Below are 20,607 nucleotides of genomic sequence, written 5' to 3'. Positions count from 1 at the left end.
ATTACCCATGACGACTCGTACCCGTATCCTCACCGGCATCACCACCACCGGCACGCCGCACCTGGGCAACTATGCCGGCGCTATCCGTCCGGCAATCCTCGCCAGCCGTGACAGCAATGCCGATTCGTTCTACTTCCTGGCCGACTATCACGCCCTGATCAAATGCGATGACCCGCTGCGCATCCAGCGCTCGCGTCTGGAAATCGCCGCGACCTGGCTGGCCGGTGGCCTCGATGTGGACCGCGTGACGTTTTATCGCCAGTCAGATATCCCGGAAATCCCCGAGCTGACCTGGCTGCTGACCTGCGTTGCCGCCAAGGGCCTGCTCAATCGCGCCCACGCCTACAAGGCGTCGGTCGACAAGAACGTCGAGACCGGTGAAGACCCGGACGCCGGTATCACCATGGGTTTGTACAGCTACCCGGTGCTGATGGCTGCGGACATCCTGATGTTCAACGCCCATAAGGTGCCGGTCGGTCGTGACCAGATCCAGCACGTGGAAATGGCACGGGACATCGGCCAGCGCTTCAACCACTTGTTTGGCCAGGGCAAAGAGTTCTTCACCATGCCTGAGGCGCTGATCGAAGAAAGCGTCGCCACGCTGCCAGGCCTCGACGGTCGCAAGATGTCGAAAAGCTACGACAACACGATTCCGTTGTTCAGCAGCGCAAAAGAAATGAAAGACGCGATCTCGCGGATCGTCACCGACTCCCGCGCGCCAGGCGAAGCAAAAGATCCGGACAACTCCCATCTGTTCACCCTGTTCCAGGCGTTTGCCACACCGGCGCAGTCCGACGAGTTCCGCAGTGAACTGTTGCAGGGCCTGGGCTGGGGCGAGGCGAAGAATCGTCTGTTCCAGTTGCTCGACAGCGAGCTGGGCGAGTCCCGCGAGCGCTATCACCAACTGATCGAGCGCCCGGCCGACCTGGAAGACATCCTGCAGATCGGTGCCAAAAAGGCCCGCTCCGTGGCGACGCCATTCCTTCAGGAGCTGCGCGAAGCGGTGGGCCTGCGTTCATTCGTCGCCCAGACGCAGGTTGCTGCCAGCACCAGGAAGAAAGCCGCGAAAGCCGCGCGTTTCGTCAGCTTCCGTGAGGAGGACGGCAGCTTCCGCTTCCGTCTCCTGGCGGCCGATGGCGAACAACTGCTGCTGTCGCGCAACTTTGCCGACGGTAAAACCGCGGGCCAGGTGACCAAGCAGCTGCAAGCGGGCCAGCCTCTGGACGTGCGCAGCGAAGACCTGAGCTTCAGTGTCTGGCTGGAAGGCGAGTGCGTTGCCGACAGTGCAGCGTTCGCGGACAGCGGCGCCCGTGACGTCGCCATCGACGCCCTGCGCGTTGCGCTGACGCCGGCTCAGGAATAAAACAACGGCTCGGTCCGACTAAGGGCCGATTGCCATTCCCACGGGCCATCGCTACAGTGACGGCCCGTTTTTGTTGCCTTGCTAACGAATTATGACGCCCCTAGAACGATATCAAGCTGATCTGAAACGCCCGGAATTCTTCCATGACGCCGCGCAGGAAAATGCTGTGCGTCATTTACAGCGCCTGTATGACGATCTGGTCGCGGCGCAGCAGAACAAACCAGGCCTGTTCGGCAAACTGTTTGGCAAAAAAGACCAGGCCCCGGTAAAGGGCGTGTACTTCTGGGGCGGCGTGGGTCGCGGCAAGACCTACCTGGTCGACACCTTCTTCGAAGCGCTGCCGTTCAAGGAGAAGACCCGTACTCACTTCCACCGCTTCATGAAGCGTGTGCACGAAGAAATGAAGACCCTCGGCGGCGAGAAAAACCCGCTGACCATCATCGCCAAGCGTTTTTCCGACGAATCGCGTGTGATCTGCTTCGATGAATTCTTTGTCTCCGACATCACCGACGCGATGATCCTCGGCACGCTGATGGAAGAACTGTTCAAGAACGGCGTAACGCTGGTCGCGACTTCGAACATCGTGCCGGACGGCTTGTATAAGGACGGCCTGCAACGTGCGCGCTTCCTGCCGGCCATCGCGCTGATCAAGCAGAACACCGAGATCGTCAACGTCGACAGTGGCGTCGATTATCGTCTGCGTCACCTGGAGCAAGCGGAACTGTTCCACTTCCCGCTGGACGAAGCGTCCCACGAAAGCCTGCGCAAAAGCTTCCGGGCCCTGACGCCGGAGTGCACCGCAGCGATCGAAAACGACGTGCTGATGATCGAAAACCGCGAAATTCGCGCGCTGCGTACGTGCGACGACGTGGCCTGGTTCGACTTCCGCGAACTGTGCGACGGCCCTCGCAGCCAGAACGACTACATCGAACTGGGAAAAATCTTCCACGCCGTACTACTCAGCGGTGTCGAGCAGATGAGTGTCACCACCGACGACATTGCCCGACGCTTTATCAACATGGTCGACGAGTTCTACGACCGTAACGTGAAGTTGATCATTTCTGCCGAAGTCGAACTCAAGGACCTCTACACCGGCGGTCGCCTGAACTTCGAGTTCCAGCGGACCTTGAGTCGCCTGCTGGAAATGCAATCTCACGAATTCCTGTCTCGGGCACACAAGCCGTAGGCACATTCGGAAAACAAAAAAAGGGCCCGCATTTGCAGGCCCTTTTTTGTTTTCTGTCTCGTCCTGAATAACCCGGCATCTGTAGGAGCTGTGTAGGAGCTGTCGAGTGAAACGAGGCTGCGATCTTTTGATCTTTTCTTTAAAACAAGATCAAAAGATCGCAGCCTCCTTTCACTCGACAGCTCCTACAAGGGGTTGAGGTTCTGCTCCAATCAATCTCGAGCGAGAAAAAGTCCCAAATCATCTTGCCGCCTGCATCCCACCAGCAACCACAGCAGAATTCGGGCTTTGCGCGGACACAGAAAACCGGCCATCGACGCGCCTCGACGGATCAAATCCATTTCGCTGCCGATGAAGCCATAGGAGCTTTGAGCGGTAGGGCCGGATCCTGTACGTGTCGCAATGATCACGGGGATTTTCTTCGCGATTCTTTCGACTGCGTCAGCCCACTGCTCTGACACGTGACCGGCTCCAAATCCGGCAATCACCAGCCCGTCGTAACCCAATTCAAGGACGTTCTCCAACAACAGGGAATCGGCGGACAGTGTGCTTTCCAGCAGGGCAATTTCCTGGGATGTCTTCTGCGGTACAGGCAAAAGTTTTCTGCGAGGCGGTTCGCGTAGATAGCGGACCGCTCCCTCCAGCAGCATTCCGGAAGGGCCGACCATTGGCGATGAAAACGCATGTAACGCCAATGAATCGGTTTTACGTACGGTCGTCCCGTGGTGAATCTCTGCACCCATCACCACCTGGACACCTCGTCGCCGACTGTTTTTCGCCAGTGCAACCCGGCTGGCATCCAGCAGGTTCGCTGGACCGTCAGCGCCCACTTGTCCGGCCGAGCGCATGGCACCGGTCAGTACCAGCGGCGCGTCGTGATTCCACAGGTAATCAAAGAATGCGGCCGTCTCTTCCAGGGTGTCCGTGCCCTGAGTGATGACGACGCCAACAGCGCCTTGCTCAACCTGATAGTTTGCCCATGAGAGTACGCTTAGAAGAAATTCAAAGTTCAACGAAGCGCTGGGCATCAGCCCCAGCGTTTCTACCGTCACCCGAGCCATGTTTGTGAGCTCCGGCACCAAGGCCAGAAGGCTTTCACCACTGACTGTCGGTATAACGCCTTCACCCGCATGCCTGGCTTGCATGCTCACGGTGCCGCCTAAAGCCGCAATGGCCAGTTTGGGCAGGTCCATGTTTTACCTCGCTTAGTGGTGACAAAAAACGGGCTGCACTCACCAGCACAGCCCGATGTTCGCTTCAGTTGGATATCAGGAACCCGATAAACGGGATGATCAGCAGCGTACTGATGGCCATGGAGAGGACATTACCGATGTAGGGGTGCATATCCTTCGGCACTCTCTTGGCGATGGCGTGTGCCAGTGGCGGGGCGATCAGTGCGCCCAGCAGTGCGCTCGTGATGATGACCTGCCAACTACCGCCATAGGTAAGGACCGCTGCCGGCACGACTGACACCAGCGGAACGTAGGTGGGGTACCAACCAAGATGCATCCAGTGTCGACGCCAGATCACCACGCCTATAGCTGACGTCAGCGCCTGGGCGCCGATGAGTTGAGGCAGCAAGCCCGAGCCGTAGACCGGACTCATGGGGTTAAGTGTGTAGGCCAGGAAGGCCCCCAGCAAAAGGCCGATGCTCGCCAGTTCATTGCCGAAGAACGGCGCTTCTGAAAAGTCTGCCAATACGCGGCGCAGGCTCCAGATAACGCCATAGTTGGGTTTTTTTGCCGTGGCAGGTTCTACCGGAGGTGCGCAGGGTTCTTTTGCAGTTGCAGAGGGGGCGTCCTTGACCAGGATCGGCACGTACCGGCAGAGCAGGAAAGCCAGGACGCTGGCAATCGCCATGCCCGAGACATTGCCGATCACGACGGGTAACCCCAGCGGATTGCAGACGTAGTTCACGATCAACAAGCACATAGGTGTCACCAGCGTGGCTCCCATGATTGCGCCGTTGATCGTGACTTTCCAACCTCGTCCAAACACCAGCACCATCGCCGCGGGCAGCGAGACAAATGCGACAAACGTGGGCTGCCAACTGGTCGCGGTAACCGTCCATCCCCACAGCAGGTTGCTTAGCAGCAGGCCAAGCAGGGAGCTGGTCACCAGCCATGGCCAGAGCCCGCTGCCGTAGGAAATGGCAAACCCTTGCCAGCGTTTTCCCGTTCGATTGGCCCAATACGCCAGATAAGCGCCCGCCAGCAATCCGAGGGATGCGAACTCGTGTTTGTAGAACGCGACTTCGCTGATGTCCCCCAGAACCCAGCGCAACCAGGCACCGGGGTCGGGGAGGGAGGAAAGCAAGTGCGTGTAGTCTGGCCAATGAGCTGACCAGGAAGAACGGTAGGTGAACGAAAGCCAGGCAATCAGTAGCGCGATGCCGATTAACAGCGCAAGGATTGACGTATCACGCTTTCTGCTGGCGAGCGAATCCGCCCGAGGAGTATCGGTTTGAGTGTCCATGATAAGGTTTCCCTGATCAGCGCGGCAGGGCGGGGTGTTGGGTGTACCCGAGCATCTGATCGAACAGATCGGTACGACGATCGCGATGCAGGTCGTTCAGGTTGTTCCAGATGAGGGCGCTGCGAGCACTGGTCAGGTCTATGTCGGCGAACAGTATTTCCTGTTTGTCTGCCGAGGCCACGGCGCCCATCGGCCAGCCATTGGTGCCGGCAATCAACGAGCAACCGAGATAACGTGCGCCTCGCTCTTCACCGATACGGCTCGCCGCCGCAATGAACACATTATTGACGTGCGCTGCCGTCATCGTCAGGTAGGAAGCCATGCACTTGCCGGCCTCATCGAACAGCGGCGGCGGTGTCCAGACCCAGTTGTTCAGGCTGCAAATGATGTCCGCGCCTTGCTGGGCAAGGATGCGTGGTACTTCCGGGAACCAGATGTCCCAGCAGATCAACAAGCCGATGCGACCGATCGGCGTATCGAACACCGGAAAGCCCGTGTCACCCGGCGTGAACCAAAGTTTCTCCAGGTTCCATAAATGAGCTTTCCGATACTTCCCGATAAAACCTTCCGGGCCCAAGAGGACAGCGGTGTTGAAGAGCCGCATACCGTCTCGCTCGGTCAACCCCGCCACCAGGTAAACGTTGTGTTCCCTGGCAAAATTGGTCCAGCTCAGAACACTTGGCCCGTTGGGAACCGCTTCCGAATGTTCGAAAGCGTCCTGTCGATTGGTGAAAAAATAGCCTGTATTGGACAGCTCGGGCAGCACGATGAGATTTGCACCCCCTTGAACGGCCTCCTGAGCCAGCTCCAGGCTGCAGCACAGATTGCCTTCCCGGTTGTTCATTCCGACTTGTGGATCGAATTGCACGACTGCTACACGTACAGGACTTGTTGATTCGCTCATTTCGAATGACCTCGTTTTTATTGTTCTTCAACACGTTTCGGTGTGCCGTGATTAGGCGTTGAAGATGCAAATCAGCGAAGTCAGCCGTTTCCGTTTTGGGTGTAGTCCATATCCCAAGATTGCCAGGTGAGCCCATGCATGACCCGCATGGGCGCTTGAGCGGAAAATCGAGGTCAGTGCCTGAGCTTGTATTCTGGATAATCGGCCATGGAAAAACCGCCATTGAAGGTGGCTTCAGTTTTGTTACAGATATGAATGACTGCGTCGACAGCCCCTCGGAAGCAAGGCTCTGTCCATCCGGCGTCGACGGAAAAAGACTCACCAGAAAGGTAAAGGCCGGAGAGAGCGGAGTAGTCCCGGTTGTACTTCATCAAGCTGACGGCATCGTAGTAGGTACCCGGTCGGTATAACTTTGCGCAGCCCAACGCATTTTTATCGTTCATCCAGCGTTGTACGACCGCTTGCTCGATTCCGATGTACGGGGAGATTCTTTCTTGGATGTTGGCGGAGTTCATGAGTATTCGATCAAGTTCTTTCACGCACTTCTTGATCAGCTCTTTGTCCGAGAACAAGGACAGTTTGGTGGCGTCGTCTTCCCATGTGTAACTCAACAGGATGCAATCGTAGCTATAGTTGCTGTTGTAACGGTAGGTATAGACGTCGTGAATAAAGCTGTCCGTAACGATGACCTGAGGGATTTTCGTGTTTTTGGATAAGAATGATCGTTTGAGGGGCGCGAAAACTTTGCAGCTTGTTTCCCAGTGTGCAGTTTTATAAGCGTTGATGACCTCAAAAGGAAGCATGGTCGGGTTGAAGTTTTCAAGTGTTATGCGGGTTTCCAACAGCCACGAGGGGAGGGTCACTATGACGGAATCAAAGTCATCGAATAACTCCTGAGACTCTTCGGCACTGCTGGATTTCCAGTTGTAGTAAACGCGTGTTTTTTGTTCATCCAGCTTCACTAGTTTAGTGACCGAAGAATCGGTCAGAAATCCGTCAGTTCTTTCAAGGCTGTGTTCGTAAACGGACTTTTTCGTTTCGACGGTTTTGATAAAGAACAGGCATTCCGCAAGGGCGGCGAGCCCGATATATCGAGGCCTGGAAAACTCCTGTCCCTTTGAGTCGTAGACCGCACTGGAGCGCAAAAGGGGCGAGTTAATTGGGTTGCCCGCAGTATCGACACGGCCGTGGACCAATTGTAATTGGCTGCTGAAACCGAAGATTGCGGTGCGCAACGGATAAAGGCTGCACACATCGTAAAACGCCCCCCAACTACCATCACCGATGCCTATCGCATAAAAGATGGCAGATTCATCCGGTGACATGCCCATTCCACCGAAGTCTCCTGGGCTGCTTTCATCCCAAGAGCCGATGGCTGGCATGCTGACAAGGTCGCGAAAAGAAATACTTTCGTATTGGTTGACGATGGCAGCCCACATTGCCTCCCATCCCTGACTGCCATACACCTCTGCCACATGACGAGTCATTCTGTCAGCAAACGTCTTCCACTTGGCGTTGACCTTCTGCAGTTCCTCGCCGGGAGGCGGCGTGGTTCCATCGGTATTTTTCCATATCAGCATCTGTGGTGCCGGCCCACCCGTCATGGTGCCTTCTCGAAGATAGATGCCCGTCGAAGTTACCCATTGGCTACCTGGGTTGGCGAAATCGGAAATGGCCAAGTCGAACTGATTAGCGTAGTAGGCCATCAAGGATCGACCCTCTTTAGGAGGCTCGTCCGCAGTATTGAAAAATGGCATGCGCATCGCACCCATCTCAAAAGGTGTATGACTTGCCGTCGAGTCAGGGCTGCCTGGCAAAGTAAGGTGCCTACCACCAATACGTTTGGATTGCTCAATAATAGTGATGTGAGTGAAGCCGCAACGGTAAAGTTCTCGGGCTGCGGTGAGCCCGGTGATGCCTGCACCGATAATACAAATTTTGTGCTCTGGATTCTTTGCTCGTGCGATGCCGTTATCCTGTTCTACCAGTGTTCGGTAGTCAAAGCATAAGTCCGGTGGGTTTGGGAAACGCGCGGACCATTGTGTTTTTAACGAGCGCTTTTTGCGGGCAATGTTTTTGGCGATAGAGGAGGGGTAGTTGTAACTGGACCCGATAGTCATTGTTGATCTTCCCTGATGTATTAACGAGGGAGGATCTTGAATGGATAGAGTGGTTTTGCACGTCAGCCAAGTCGGACTTCAGTTCGCTCTTTATTCTCATTTAAATGTGGGAAAGAAGATTCGAGCACCACTGATACTTGTAGGAACACGGCTAGGCCGCGATTTTAGTTGCGCGGTGTGTCAGCAAAAAACGAGCCTTCGTTCATCGCCAGCAAGCTGTGCTCCTACAGGGGGGTAATGGTTTATGCCGCCTGCTGGAACTGCTGCCGATACTGGTTTGGCGACAGTTCCGTGTGCTGGCGAAACAACCGCGCAAAGAAGCTCGCATCGTCGTAACCCACCTCATAACTGATGGTCTTGATGCTTTTGCGACTGGCGGAGAGCAATCCCTTGGCGGTTTCGATGCGCAGGCGCTGCAAGTAATGCAGCGGTTTGTCGCCAGTGGCGGTCTGGAAGCGGCGCATGAAATTGCGGATGCTCATGCCGTGTTCGCGAGCGACGTCTTCGAAGCGGAATTTGTCGGCGAAATGTTCTTCGAGCCAATGCTGGATCTGCAGGATGATCACGTCCTGGTGCAGCTTTTGCCCGCCGAAACCGATTCGTCCGGGGGAGTAGCTGCGCTGCACTTCATAGAGGATGTCGCGGGCCACGGCTTGCGACACGTTGGCGCCGCAGAAGCGTTCTATGAGGTAGATGTAAAGGTCGCAGGCCGAGGTGGTGCCGCCTGCGCAATACAGGTTGTCGGCGTCGGTGAGGTGCTTGTCCTGATTGAGCTGAACTTTCGGGAAGCGCTCGGCGAAGGCATTGAAGAAACGCCAGTAAGTGGTCGCTTCCTTGCCGTCGAGCAGACCGGCTTCGGCGAGCCAGAACACGCCAGTGGCCTCGCCACACAGGACGGCACCGCGGGCATGTTGCTGACGCAGCCAGGGCAGCACTTGTGGGTAACGTTGGCAAAGGGTGTCGAAATCGTCCCAGAAAGCAGGAAGGACGATGATGTCGGCGTTTTCCAGACCGCCATCGACCGGCATGATCACATCGCTGAAGCTGTTTACCGGTTTGCCATCGGGGCTGACCAGGCGGGTTTCGAACGCCGGGACCAGGCCGTGGCCAAGCTGTTTGCCGTAACGCAGGCTGGCGAGGTGGAAAAAATCCTTTGCTTGCATGAGGGTGGAAGCGAAAACCCGGTCGATCGCCAGGATGCAGACGCGCCGTAAAGGCGTGGAGGCTCGGTTAGACATAATTCAACTTTATTCTTATAGGGGAAAGTGGTCACGAGACGGCTGGATCGTCTTATTTTTTGTCTGATGTGTCCAGTGTCCTGTATCGGAAGCGGGGCTTAGTCTCTTGAGCTACATCCTTCTAACAAAAACGACAGGTGCCGCATGATCCCCAGAACCTTGTTCAGCTCCGAGCACGAACTCTTTCGCGACAGCGTGCGAACGTTCCTCGAAAAAGAAGCGGTGCCGTTTCATGGGCAATGGGAAAAACAGGGGTACATCGACCGCAAACTCTGGAACAAGGCAGGGGAGGCGGGGATGTTGTGTTCCCATCTGCCGGAAGAGTACGGAGGCCTGGGGGCGGATTTTTTGTACAGCACCGTGGTGATCGAAGAAGTGGGTCGGCTCGGGCTTACCGGAATAGGTTTTTCTCTTCATTCGGACATTGTTGCGCCTTATATCCTGCATTACGGCAGTGAAGCGCTGAAACACAAATACCTGCCGAAACTGGTGTCGGGTGAGATGGTCACCGCCATCGCGATGACCGAGCCAGGCGCCGGCTCCGATCTGCAAGGGGTCAAGACCACCGCTGTGCTGGACGGCGATGAGTATGTGATCAACGGTTCGAAGACGTTCATCACCAACGGGTTTCTGGCCGACCTGGTGATTGTCGTGGCCAAGACCGATCCGAAAGCCGGGGCGAAAGGTACCAGTCTGTTTCTGGTCGAAGCCAACACACCAGGTTTCGATAAGGGCAAGCGTCTGGAAAAGGTCGGCATGAAGGCTCAGGACACCTCGGAACTGTTCTTCCAGGACGTCCGGGTGCCCAAGGAGAATCTGCTGGGTCAGGCGGGGATGGGCTTTGCCTATCTGATGCAGGAGCTACCTCAGGAGCGGCTCACCGTTGCCATTGGCGGCCTTGCGTCGGCTGAAGCCGCGCTGCAATGGACGCTCGAATACACCCGCGAACGCAAGGCGTTCGGCAAGGCGGTGGCAGATTTCCAGAACACCCGCTTCAAGTTGGCGGAGATGGCGACCGAAATCCAGATTGGCCGGGTCTTCGTCGATCGCTGTCTGGAACTGCACCTGCAAGGCAAGCTGGACGTGCCGACAGCGGCGATGGCGAAGTATTGGGGTACGGACCTGCAGTGCAAGGTGCTCGACGAATGCGTGCAACTGCATGGTGGCTACGGGTACATGTGGGAATACCCGGTGGCCCGGGCGTGGGCGGATGCGAGGGTGCAGCGGATTTATGCGGGGACCAATGAAATCATGAAGGAGATTATTGCGCGGTCGCTTTGATTCCTGGTGATTTGCAAACCGCTATCGCGAGCAGGCTCACTCCCACATTTGGAGTGCATTCCCCTGTAGGAGTGAGCCTGCTCGCGAAGCTTTTCAAGAATCAATCAAGGCGCAGGATTCGGATGATCCCTATGAATCGCCTCGATGCCCTCCAGCACCTCATCGGACAGTTTCAAATAGAAGCTCGCGATGTTGCTCTCTAGCTGTTCCATCGTCGTCGCGCCAATGATGTTGCTGGTCACGAATGGCTGCTGGGTCACGAACGCCAACGCCATCTGCGCCGGGTCCAGACCGTGCTCGCGAGCGAGTGCAACATATCGGCTGCACGCAGCTTCCGACTGCGGATTGAAGTAGCGTGTGAAGCGGCTGTACAGGCTCAGACGACCTTTCGGCGGACGCGCGCCACCTTCGTATTTACCTGACAGAAAGCCGAACGCCAGCGGCGAATAGGCGAGCAGGCCGCATTGTTCGCGGATGGCGATTTCTGCCAGGCCCACTTCGAAGCTGCGGTTGAGCAGGTTGTAGGGGTTCTGGATCGATACGGCACGCGGCCAGCCACGGGCTTCGGCCAGGGCGAGGAAACGCATGGTGCCCCATGGCGTTTCATTGGACAGGCCGATGTGACGGATCTTGCCAGCCTTGACCTGTTCGTCCAGTGCTTCGAGGGTGTCTTCCAGCGGCGTCAGGTTGGCTTCGCTCTTGTGTTTGTAGCCGAGCTGTCCGAAGAAATTGGTACTGCGCTCCGGCCAGTGCAACTGATACAGGTCGATGTAGTCGGTTTGCAGGCGCTGGAGGCTGGCGTCGACGGCTTCGGTGATGTGCTGGCGGTTGTGTCGCAGGTTCCCATCACGGATGTAATCGATGGTGTTGCCGGGGCCGGCTATCTTGCTGGCCAGGATCCAGTCTGCACGATCACCGCGACTTTTGAAGTAATTACCGATGTAGCGCTCGGTAGTGGCGTAGGTTTCAGCCTTGGGCGGCACCGGATACATCTCGGCGGTGTCGATGAAATTGATCCCCGCACCCTTGGCCCGTTCGATCTGTGCGAAGGCTTCAGCTTCACTGTTTTGCTCGCCCCAGGTCATGGTTCCGAGGCAGATGGCGCTCACGTTCAGATTGGTTCGGCCTAGCTGGCGATAGTCCATCGGGTGCTCCTTTGGAAAAACAATCATAAAAGCAGGTTGAATTATTTTTCGCAATCTGCATAATTGCGCACCTCTTTCTGCAGTGGAAGTGATGCGCCGCCGCCGAAGAATCTTGCCGTTGAACGGACGCGCCGACCCGAGCCCCCGAAAGCGTCTGTATCCGGCTGCCTTTGACTTGTCAAAGTACGCACTATTCAGTAAGATCCGCCGTCTAATTTACAGGGCGGCCCCTGAGGCTATAAAGAATGAAAACTTTTACTGCTAAACCGGAAACAGTACAGCGCGACTGGTTTGTCGTCGACGCTGCAGGTCAGACCCTGGGTCGTCTGGCCACCGAAATCGCGAGCCGTCTGCGTGGCAAGCATAAAGCTGAGTACACTCCTCACGTTGACACCGGCGATTACATCGTCGTTATCAATGCCGAGCAGATTCGTGTAACCGGTGCTAAAACCACCGACAAAATCTACTACTCCCACTCCGGTTTCCCGGGCGGCATCAAGTCGATCAACTTCGAAAAGCTGATCGCTAAAGCCCCTGAGCGCGTGATCGAGACCGCGGTCAAAGGCATGCTGCCTAAGAACCCGCTGGGTCGCGACATGTATCGTAAGCTGAAAGTCTATGCGGGCGCTGTACACCCTCATACTGCTCAGCAGCCCCAAGAACTGAAGTTTTAACGGAATAGTTCATTATGTCGGCGACTCAAAATTACGGCACTGGCCGTCGCAAGACCGCAACCGCACGCGTTTTCCTGCGTCCGGGTACTGGTAACATCTCCATCAACAACCGTTCGCTGGATAATTTCTTCGGCCGCGAAACTGCCCGCATGGTAGTTCGTCAGCCGCTGGAATTGACTGAGACTGTCGAGAAGTTCGACATCTACGTCACCGTGATCGGCGGTGGTGTAAGTGGTCAAGCTGGCGCAATCCGCCACGGTATCACTCGCGCACTGATGCAGTACGACGAAACCCTGCGTGGCGCTCTGCGCAAAGCTGGCTTCGTTACTCGCGATGCTCGTGAAGTTGAACGTAAGAAAGTTGGTCTGCGTAAAGCGCGTAAGCGTCCGCAGTACTCGAAGCGTTAATTCGCTTCTACGTTCAAAAAAGAACGCCCAGTTTCCTCACGGAGCTGGGCGTTTTTTTATGGGCGCGAATTCTTGAATAATTGCGCTGTGACAACTTGCCACACGCGCAGAGCCCCTATACTGCAAGGCTTGGCAGTGGAGCCCTTGGGTAATTACCTTGTCAGAATTGGGGCTTTTCATTACCATTCGGCAAAATTTTTATAAGTACATAGATTTACTTAGTAGATGCCTGATTTAACAGGCCACAAAGCTGATGGGAGAGGACTGAATGAGCAATGACGGCGTGAATGCAGGCCGGCGTCGCTTCTTGGTAGCAGCCACATCCGTGGTGGGTGCTGCAGGAGCGGTGGGGGCTGCGGTCCCGTTCGTGGGGTCATGGTTTCCCAGTGCCAAGGCGAAAGCCGCAGGTGCACCGGTGAAAGTGAATGTCAGCAAAATCGAGCCAGGCCAGCAGATGATTGCTGAGTGGCGCGGTCAGCCGGTATTCATCGTCCGCCGTACCGAGGAAATCCTGGGGAATCTGAAAAAGATCGAGGGCCAGCTGTCTGACCCGACCTCCAAGAACTCGACACAACCGACTTATGTCGACCCGGAAACGCGTTCGATCAAGCCAGAGGTTCTGCTGCTGATCGGTATTTGCACGCACCTGGGTTGCTCGCCGACTTTCCGTCCGGAAGTGGCACCTGCGGATCTGGGCAAGGATTGGGTGGGTGGTTATTTCTGCCCTTGCCACGGTTCCCACTACGATCTGGCTGGCCGCGTCTACAAGTCGCAACCTGCGCCTTTGAACCTGCCAGTTCCCCCGCATTCCTATGAGACCGATGACATCATTGTCATTGGCGTCGATACGGAGAAAGCGTGATGAGCAAGTTCATGGATTGGGTTGATGCGCGCTTCCCCGCAACCAAAATGTGGGAAGACCATCTCAGCAAGTACTACGCCCCGAAGAACTTTAACTTCTTCTATTTCTTTGGTTCCCTCGCGCTGCTCGTTCTGGTCAACCAGATCGTCACCGGTGTCTGGCTGACCATGAGCTACACCCCGTCGGCGGAAGAAGCGTTTGCCTCCGTCGAATACATCATGCGCGACGTCGAGTACGGCTCGATCCTGCGTCTGCTGCACTCCACCGGCGCTTCGGCGTTTTTCATCGTGGTCTATCTGCACATGTTCCGTGGCTTGCTCTACGGCTCGTATCAGAAGCCGCGTGAGCTGGTGTGGGTCTTCGGCATGCTGATCTACCTGGCGCTGATGGCAGAGGCCTTCATGGGCTACTTGCTGCCTTGGGGCCAGATGTCGTACTGGGGCGCCCAGGTAATCATCTCGCTGTTCGGTGCGATTCCGGTCATCGGTGACGACCTGACTCAGTGGATCCGTGGTGACTACCTGATTTCCGGTATTACCCTGAACCGCTTCTTTGCCTTGCACGTCGTCGCCTTGCCAATCGTGATTCTCGGTCTGGTGGTGTTGCACGTGCTGGCGCTGCATGAAGTCGGCTCGAACAACCCGGACGGCGTGGACATCAAGAAGTACAAAGACGAAAACGGCGTACCGCTGGATGGCATTGCTTTCCACCCGTACTACACCGTGAAAGATATCGTCGGCGTTGTGGTGTTCCTGTTCATCTTCTGCTCGATCGTATTCTTCTTCCCGGAAATGGGCGGCTACTTCCTCGAGAAGCCGAACTTTGAACAGGCGAACGCGTTCAAGACACCTGAGCACATTGCACCCGTCTGGTACTTCACGCCGTTCTACGCAATTTTGCGGGCGATTCCCGACAAGCTCCTGGGTGTCATTGCCATGGGTGCGGCGATCGCTGTGCTGTTCGTCCTGCCGTGGCTCGACCGTAGTCCGGTCAAGTCGATGCGTTACAAGGGCTGGCTGAGCAAGATCTGGCTGTGGGTGTTCTGCATCTCGTTCGTGATCCTGGGCGTGTTGGGCGTACTCGCTCCAACGCCAGGTCGTACGCTGCTGTCGCAGGTATGCACCTTCCTGTACTTCGCCTACTTCATTCTGATGCCGTTCTACACCAGGCTCGAGAAGACAAAACCGGTTCCGGAAAGGGTGACTGGCTGATGAAAAAGCTATTTGCTGTACTGATTCTTGCTGCTCTGCCAGTGCTGTCTTTTGCGGCTGAACACGGTGGTCCCGATCTGGAAAAAGTCGATATCGACGTTTCCGACAAGGCTGCAATGCAAGATGGCGCACGTACGTTCGCCAACTACTGCATGGGTTGCCACAGCGCCAAGTTCCAGCGTTACGAGCGTGTTGCCGACGACCTCGGCATTCCGCATGACCTGATGCTCTCGAACCTGGTGCTCACTGGCGCCAAGATCGGCGACCACATGAACATCGGCATGCAGCCGGCTGACGCGAAGACCTGGTTTGGTGCGGCACCGCCTGACCTGACCCTGGTTGCTCGCGTTCGTGGTACGGACTGGCTCTATGGCTACCTGACGTCTTTCTACGAAGACCCTGCCCGTCCATGGGGTGTGAACAACAAGGTATTTCCTAACGTAGGGATGCCAAACGTTCTGGTCGGTCTGCAAGGTCGTCAGGTCGTGGGCTGCAAACAGGTCCAGATCGTCGAAGACGGCAAGAAGCAATATGATCCGCTGACCGGTACGCCGCTGACTCATGAAGCGTGCGATCAGCTGACCATCGTGCCGAAAAGCGGAACGCTGACTGAAGAGCAGTTCGATGAGAAGGTGAAGAATCTGGTAACCTTCCTCGCTTACTCGGCTAACCCGGTTAAGCTGCAACATCAGCGCATCGGTACGTATGTATTGCTGTACCTGGCGTTCTTCTTCGTATTCGCTTACCTGCTCAAACGCGAATACTGGAAAGACGTGCACTGATAACGCTTTAAGCAATTGCTGTTAATCGCGCGCGCCCAAGGGCGTCTCTAAAGGTGTAACGGATCTGGTTATCCAGGCGTTACGGGGAGACGCCCTCTGGGCGCGCTCGTTTTTCCGCTTTCGAAATTTCAACAAGCGAGGAGGACCGCCATGGGCGTGACCAATCGGTTGGCCTGTTACTCCGACCCCGCCGACCACTATTCCCACCGGGTACGTATCGTACTTGCAGAGAAGGGTGTCAGCGCAGAGATCATTTATGTGGAAGCTGGTCGCCAGCCGCCTAAACTGATTGAAGTGAACCCTTACGGAAGTCTGCCCACCCTGGTCGATCGTGACCTGGCGCTGTGGGAGTCGACCGTGGTGATGGAATATCTGGATGAGCGTTACCCGCATCCGCCGCTACTGCCGGTTTATCCAGTGGCGCGTGCGAACAGCCGTCTGCTGATACATCGTATCCAGCGTGACTGGTGTGGCCTGGTGGATCTGATTCTGGATTCGCGGAGCAAAGAAGCAGCCCGTGTCGTCGCTCGTAAAGAGCTTCGAGAAAGCCTGAGCGGCGTGTCGCCGTTGTTCGCTGACAAGCCGTTTTTCCTCAGTGAGGAACAAAGTCTGGTGGATTGCTGCCTACTACCAATACTCTGGCGTTTGCCGATTTTGGGTATTGAACTGCCGCGGCCAGCCAAGCCGCTGCTTGATTATATGGAGCGCTCGTTTGCGCGTGAGGCTTTCCAGGCGAGTCTGTCTGGTGTCGAACGCGATATGCGCTAAGGCTTAAGGAGCCGCTATGAACTCCAGTCGACCTTATCTGGTCCGCGCGCTCTATGAGTGGATTGTGGATAACGATTGCACCCCGCACATGCTGGTCAATTCCGAGTATCCGTCGGTACAGGTGCCTCAGGGTTTTGCCAGTGACGGACAAATTGTCCTGAACGTATCGCCGGCAGCTGTGCGTCATTTGCACATGGATAACGAAGCGGTCAGCTTCGAAGGGCGCTTCGGTGGCGTTCCGCACACCTTGTACGTGCCTATCGCATCGATCCTGGGCATTTACGCCCGGGAGAACGGTCAGGGCATGGTGTTCGATCTGGAATCGCCCATGGAAGACGAGGAAGAGATCGAGCTGGATGATGATATTCCGCCACCCGACACCGAGCCGCCGCGTCCAAGCGGTCGACCCAGTTTGAAAGTGGTGAAGTAATAAAAAAGGCGATCCTCTCGGATCGCCTTTTTTATTACTTCACCACTTTCAAACGTAGGAGCTGCCGAAGGCTGCGATCTTTTGATGTTGCTTTTAAAGATCAAAAGATCGCAGCCTCGTTTCACTCGACAGCTCCTACAGGTCGATGGAGATCCAGGGACGCCATCGCAAGTGAGTAGGTGTCAGTCGATGTACTCAAACAACTTCACAATCTTCTGCACGCCAGAAACGCCCTGCACCAGATTGGTCGCCTGCGTCGCTTCCTGCTTGGTCAGAAGGCCCAGCAGATAGACGATACCGTTCTCGGTTATAACCTTGATGCGCGAACCCGGGATGTTCGAGTCGGTGAGCATCTGGGTCTTGATCTTGGAGGTCAGCCAGGCATCGTTCTGGCGTGCAAGGAAGCCGGAAGGCGGCAGGACTTGCAGTTCGTTATGGACTTTCTTCACGCGCTGGACGGCAGATGCTGCCTGCTCGGCCTTGGCTTTGAGGTCTTCGCGCGGCGTCTGGCCGGCGAGCAGTACAACGCCGTTGAAGCTGGTGACGACGATGTGTGAGTCGTTATCCAGTGCAGGATCGGCCTTGGCGATGTTCACGCCGACCTTGGTTTCGATCAGGGAATCGTCAATTTTACTGCCGAAGGTGCGGGTGCCGCGGTCGTCTTCAATCGGCGCTTCCCGGCTGGCGTTTACCACCGAGGTGCAGCCGCTGATGCCGAGGCATAGGGTCAAGGCCAGTAGGCCTAGGCGATTAGGGGTCATTCTTCACTCCCGAACAGTTGGCTGTCGATCAAGTCGCATAGGCAATGGATCGCCAGCAGGTGGACTTCCTGAATACGTGCGGTGACGTTGGCCGGTACCCGGATCTCAACGTCCTCGGGCAAAAGCAGTGACGCCATGCCGCCGCCATCGCGACCCGTCATTGCTACGACAATCATTTCGCGATCATGTGCGGCCTGGATCGCTTGAATAATGTTCGCCGAGTTGCCGCTGGTTGAAATCGCCAGCAACACATCGCCCGGTTGGCCGAGTGCGCGGATCTGCTTGGAGAAGATTTCGTTGTAGCTGTAGTCATTGGCGATCGAGGTGATCGTCGACGTGTCGGTGGTCAGCGCAATGGCGGGCAGGCTTGGACGTTCACGCTCGAAACGGTTGAGCAGTTCCGACGAAAAATGCTGGGCATCGCCAGCAGAGCCGCCATTGCCGCAGGACAGCATTTTCCCTTCGTTAAGCAGGGCGTTGACCATGACCTGGCTGGCTTGCTCGATGTGCGGTGCAAGTACGTCCATCGCCATTTGCTTGGTGTCGATACTGGCCTGAAAAAGCTGGCGAATTCGGGATTGCATGTCCATCTGTGTGACCTTAATTAGCGCGGCTACTTGGCACAGGAATGTGCAGCCCGCAAAGCAAAGAGCAAAAGTGTTGGGTGAAAGTGTCCGGTTCAGCGCATAAGCAATCAGCTGTCGAAGGCATTTTGCAACCAGTTGAGCTGATCGAGGTTGCTGTCGATGGCAACCACGTCGAAACGGCAAGGGAAATTGGCCCAGCGCGACTCGCGCTGAAGAAAATACTGCGCGGCAAAAATCAGTTTCTGCCGTTTGCGCCCATCGATGCTAGCGAGCGCGCCACCCCATTGAGTGTTTTTTCTGTAACGGACTTCGACGAATACTACTGTATCGCCATCAAGCATGACCAGATCAAGCTCGCCGCGTTTACACAACCAGTTCTGCGCCACCAGGCGCAGACCGTGTTGCTGAAGATGCTCGAGCGCATGGCGCTCGGCATCTTGTCCGCTTTGCTGGCGTGACCTGTCGGGCATCAGCGTGGGGTGTCCGGCAGGCGTTGAACCTGGCCATTGACGAACTGTGCCCACGGCAACTGACGTTCAACCCGTTGGTTCTGGGTCATGCCCAGGCTACCGGATTCACCCTCGATACGGCTGTCCGGCAAAGCCTTCAGCTGGCCGAGACGAGGCGCCAAACGGTAGGCATCCGCGCCCATTGCGTAGAGGCGACCCAAGCTGCCAGCAGCTTGTGGCCATTGAGCAGTGACTTGTTTGCGCAACGGATCGTTGACGTCCAGCAGCCATGGCGTTTCGCAGAACCGGACGCCATTCATGTCGTTGTACTGATTAACATCACCGCTGGCACTGAATACGTGGGAAGTGGCGTAAACCGGCACGTCACCTGCGTATTGGAAGTTCAGGGTCGGTTTGATCTGCTGAGCTTGCTGGGGGGTAGCGGCCAGGAAGATGAACTCGATGTCCTGGCGACGCGAAGGCTGGGCGGCAACCTGCGAGCCAACGGTGCTTTGCAGGCTCTTGGCGCGACCTTCGCTCTGGCGGAGCTGGAACATGTCGGCAATTTGCTGAGCCAGTTGCACCGGCTGATCAACGCGCTCGGTAGCAACAATGCTGCCGCCATTGGCTTGCCAATCCTGGCTGAACGCTTTCAACACACGGTCGCCCCATTCGCCTTTCGGCACCATGATGGCGGCGCGATGCAGGCCATCGGCGCGAGCGCGGCGAGAGACTTCACGGGCTTCATCTTCAGCGGCAAGACCGAACTGGAACAGTTGGGCCGGGCCTGGTGCGCCCTCGCTGTAGTTCAGAGCCAGTGTGGTGATAGGCAATTGCGGGCGAGTGCTGAGCTGTTTGACCAGAGGCTTCTCCAGCGGGCCGATGACCAGTTGCACGCCATCTGCCTGAGCCTTGCGGTAGAACTCATCCAGAGACGTCAGGCGCGAGCTGTCGTAGAACTCGATGGCCGGTGGCTTCTGCCCGGCTTGTTGAGCCTGGTAGTGAGCGGCCATGAAACCTTCGCGCAGTGCTTTGCCGACCGAAGCCAGTGGTCCGTCTTGTGGCAGCAGCAGGGCGATCTTGCTCAGCGGCTGGCTGGCCAGCTCCTTGAGCCTGGTCAGTGGCAGCGGCAATTGAATGGCCGCCGGATGCTTGGGATTCTGCGCGCGCCAGTTGTCGATCGCGGCTTGCTGTTGCTCCAGGGTGCCCGCGGTTTTCACGGCGAGGGCCAGACTCATCCAGCCGCCAAGGTCGTCGGTGGTGGTGGGCTGCAGTTGATCGGTTGGCAGTGAGGCGATCAGGGTCCAGATCGCTTCGTGGTTTTTGCTGGCAGCTTCACCTTCGAGCATCGGGGCGATAAAGATTCGCTCCTTCGCAGCAGCCAGGGTTTGGCCATCGGCTTCAAGTGCGCGGGCGTGAACGGTGCCGGTGCGGACCTGCTGCTCGACAGGCAGTTCGCTCAGTCGTTGCAGGCTCGGATGGCTCAGCGCGGTCAAGGCGGCTTTCGGCTGATTGCGCGCCATGGCCAGTTCAGCTGCCAGTGTGCTCGCGAAAACCTGTTGGCCTGGCTTGAGTTGTTCGACAGGCACTTGCTGCAGGATTTGCGCGGATTGGCCGGCATTCCCTTGGCGGAAGGCCAGGTCTGCGGCGCTCAGGCGCAGCAACGCAGCTTTTTCCGGGTCTTTGCTTTGAGTCGCCTGCTCGAGCAGTTGCTCGATACTGGCGTCCGGGGTCCGTGGAAGTTCGCCAAGGCTGGAGGAGGGCGAGCTGGCGCAAGCCGCCAGCAAGGCAGCAAGGCAGAGGGCAGTGAACAGCCGCAGGCAAGCGATCATGTAGTGTTCCTGATACTCGATCAAATTAGCGTGGAATTGTACCCAAGCACTGGCCGGGGCGCGATGTTACTGGTGTGAATCGATCAATTTAGCTCGTGTAAATGTTGCTGTGCGGTCAAAAGGCATGAAAAA

20 protein-coding genes are annotated in these 20,607 nt (G+C 56.6%); 10 read left to right on the top strand and 10 right to left on the bottom strand.

The window, feature by feature from the left end; all coding sequences use genetic code 11:
* Positions 1-7: 7 nt before the first annotated feature.
* Together ACA063_RS24335 and zapE are read left to right on the top strand one after the other, a co-directional pair.
* A complete protein-coding gene (locus ACA063_RS24335) occupies positions 8-1,363 on the top strand; it encodes a tryptophan--tRNA ligase (RefSeq protein ID WP_497663673.1) in 1,356 nt (451 codons plus the stop codon).
* A gap of 91 nt (positions 1,364-1,454) precedes the next feature.
* Positions 1,455-2,549, top strand: coding sequence for a cell division protein ZapE (zapE, locus tag ACA063_RS24330; RefSeq protein WP_162437214.1), 1,095 nt, complete (start codon positions 1,455-1,457; stop codon positions 2,547-2,549).
* A gap of 212 nt (positions 2,550-2,761) precedes the next feature.
* Here zapE and ACA063_RS24325 read toward each other — a convergent pair whose 3' ends face one another.
* The 5 genes from ACA063_RS24325 to ACA063_RS24305 form a co-directional block, all read right to left on the bottom strand.
* A complete protein-coding gene (locus ACA063_RS24325; RefSeq protein ID WP_497663672.1) occupies positions 2,762-3,742 on the bottom strand; it encodes an asparaginase in 981 nt (326 codons plus the stop codon).
* 64 nt (positions 3,743-3,806) lie between these two features.
* The gene (locus ACA063_RS24320; protein WP_497663671.1) at positions 3,807-5,024 is read right to left on the bottom strand and encodes a hypothetical protein; all 1,218 of its coding nucleotides are present in this window, start codon (positions 5,022-5,024) and stop codon (positions 3,807-3,809) included.
* Between the two features lie 16 nt (positions 5,025-5,040).
* Positions 5,041-5,928 (bottom strand): nitrilase family protein, encoded by an 888-nt coding sequence (locus tag ACA063_RS24315; protein ID WP_497663670.1) that lies wholly within the window; start codon positions 5,926-5,928, stop codon positions 5,041-5,043.
* 173 nt (positions 5,929-6,101) lie between these two features.
* Positions 6,102-8,048, bottom strand: a complete 1,947-nt coding sequence (locus ACA063_RS24310) for a flavin monoamine oxidase family protein (protein ID WP_497663669.1) — start codon at positions 8,046-8,048, stop codon at positions 6,102-6,104.
* A gap of 242 nt (positions 8,049-8,290) precedes the next feature.
* Complete coding sequence (locus ACA063_RS24305; RefSeq protein WP_497666582.1) at positions 8,291-9,211, bottom strand: GlxA family transcriptional regulator; 921 nt, start codon at positions 9,209-9,211, stop codon at positions 8,291-8,293.
* Positions 9,212-9,430: 219 nt separating this feature from the next.
* On the opposite strand from ACA063_RS24305, the gene ACA063_RS24300 reads away from it, so the two are divergent.
* Positions 9,431-10,567, top strand: coding sequence for an acyl-CoA dehydrogenase family protein (locus tag ACA063_RS24300; RefSeq protein WP_194692704.1), 1,137 nt, complete (start codon positions 9,431-9,433; stop codon positions 10,565-10,567).
* Positions 10,568-10,671: 104 nt separating this feature from the next.
* On the opposite strand, the gene ACA063_RS24295 is transcribed toward ACA063_RS24300, so the two are convergent.
* Entirely contained in the window at positions 10,672-11,712 is a 1,041-nt protein-coding gene (locus ACA063_RS24295) for an NADP(H)-dependent aldo-keto reductase (RefSeq protein WP_497663668.1), read from the bottom strand.
* A gap of 245 nt (positions 11,713-11,957) precedes the next feature.
* On the opposite strand from ACA063_RS24295, the gene rplM reads away from it, so the two are divergent.
* From rplM to ACA063_RS24260, 7 genes are all read left to right on the top strand, one after another.
* Positions 11,958-12,386 carry a 50S ribosomal protein L13 gene (rplM, locus tag ACA063_RS24290; RefSeq protein ID WP_007905295.1) on the top strand — a complete coding sequence of 143 codons (429 nt, stop codon included), beginning with the start codon at positions 11,958-11,960 and terminating at the stop codon, positions 12,384-12,386.
* 14 nt (positions 12,387-12,400) lie between these two features.
* Positions 12,401-12,793, top strand: coding sequence for a 30S ribosomal protein S9 (gene rpsI / locus ACA063_RS24285; RefSeq protein WP_002555064.1), 393 nt, complete (start codon positions 12,401-12,403; stop codon positions 12,791-12,793).
* 268 nt (positions 12,794-13,061) lie between these two features.
* Entirely contained in the window at positions 13,062-13,655 is a 594-nt protein-coding gene (petA, locus tag ACA063_RS24280; protein ID WP_007905300.1) for a ubiquinol-cytochrome c reductase iron-sulfur subunit, read from the top strand.
* A complete protein-coding gene (locus tag ACA063_RS24275; RefSeq protein WP_497663667.1) occupies positions 13,655-14,866 on the top strand; it encodes a cytochrome b in 1,212 nt (403 codons plus the stop codon). The genes petA and ACA063_RS24275 overlap by 1 nt, the downstream gene beginning before the upstream one ends.
* Positions 14,866-15,648 carry a cytochrome c1 gene (locus ACA063_RS24270; protein ID WP_497663666.1) on the top strand — a complete coding sequence of 261 codons (783 nt, stop codon included), beginning with the start codon at positions 14,866-14,868 and terminating at the stop codon, positions 15,646-15,648. Before ACA063_RS24275 ends, ACA063_RS24270 begins: the two co-directional genes overlap by 1 nt.
* A gap of 150 nt (positions 15,649-15,798) precedes the next feature.
* Positions 15,799-16,416 (top strand): glutathione S-transferase N-terminal domain-containing protein, encoded by a 618-nt coding sequence (locus ACA063_RS24265; RefSeq protein ID WP_497663665.1) that lies wholly within the window; start codon positions 15,799-15,801, stop codon positions 16,414-16,416.
* Positions 16,417-16,432: 16 nt separating this feature from the next.
* Positions 16,433-16,846: a ClpXP protease specificity-enhancing factor gene (locus ACA063_RS24260; RefSeq protein ID WP_162437224.1), complete on the top strand. Its 414-nt coding sequence runs from the start codon at positions 16,433-16,435 to the stop codon at positions 16,844-16,846.
* Positions 16,847-17,028: 182 nt separating this feature from the next.
* Here the strand turns inward: ACA063_RS24260 and ACA063_RS24255 are convergent, their stop codons facing one another.
* From ACA063_RS24255 to ACA063_RS24240, 4 genes are all read right to left on the bottom strand, one after another.
* Positions 17,029-17,607 (bottom strand): BON domain-containing protein, encoded by a 579-nt coding sequence (locus ACA063_RS24255; protein ID WP_497663664.1) that lies wholly within the window; start codon positions 17,605-17,607, stop codon positions 17,029-17,031.
* The gene (locus tag ACA063_RS24250; protein ID WP_162437226.1) at positions 17,604-18,197 is read right to left on the bottom strand and encodes a phosphoheptose isomerase; all 594 of its coding nucleotides are present in this window, start codon (positions 18,195-18,197) and stop codon (positions 17,604-17,606) included. Before ACA063_RS24250 ends, ACA063_RS24255 begins: the two co-directional genes overlap by 4 nt.
* A 104-nt stretch (positions 18,198-18,301) precedes the next feature.
* On the bottom strand, positions 18,302-18,664 hold the full coding sequence (locus ACA063_RS24245) for a YraN family protein (RefSeq protein WP_497663663.1): 363 nt from the start codon (positions 18,662-18,664) through the stop codon (positions 18,302-18,304).
* Positions 18,664-20,475, bottom strand: a complete 1,812-nt coding sequence (locus ACA063_RS24240; protein ID WP_497663662.1) for a penicillin-binding protein activator — start codon at positions 20,473-20,475, stop codon at positions 18,664-18,666. The genes ACA063_RS24245 and ACA063_RS24240 overlap by 1 nt, the downstream gene beginning before the upstream one ends.
* Between the last annotated feature and the right edge of the window lie 132 nt (positions 20,476-20,607).

It is taken from the genome of Pseudomonas sp. LBUM1643, from assembly GCF_059716215.1.
The sequence above is the reverse complement of the archived record's forward strand: the minus strand, read 5'-3'. Positions and strand labels throughout refer to the sequence as shown.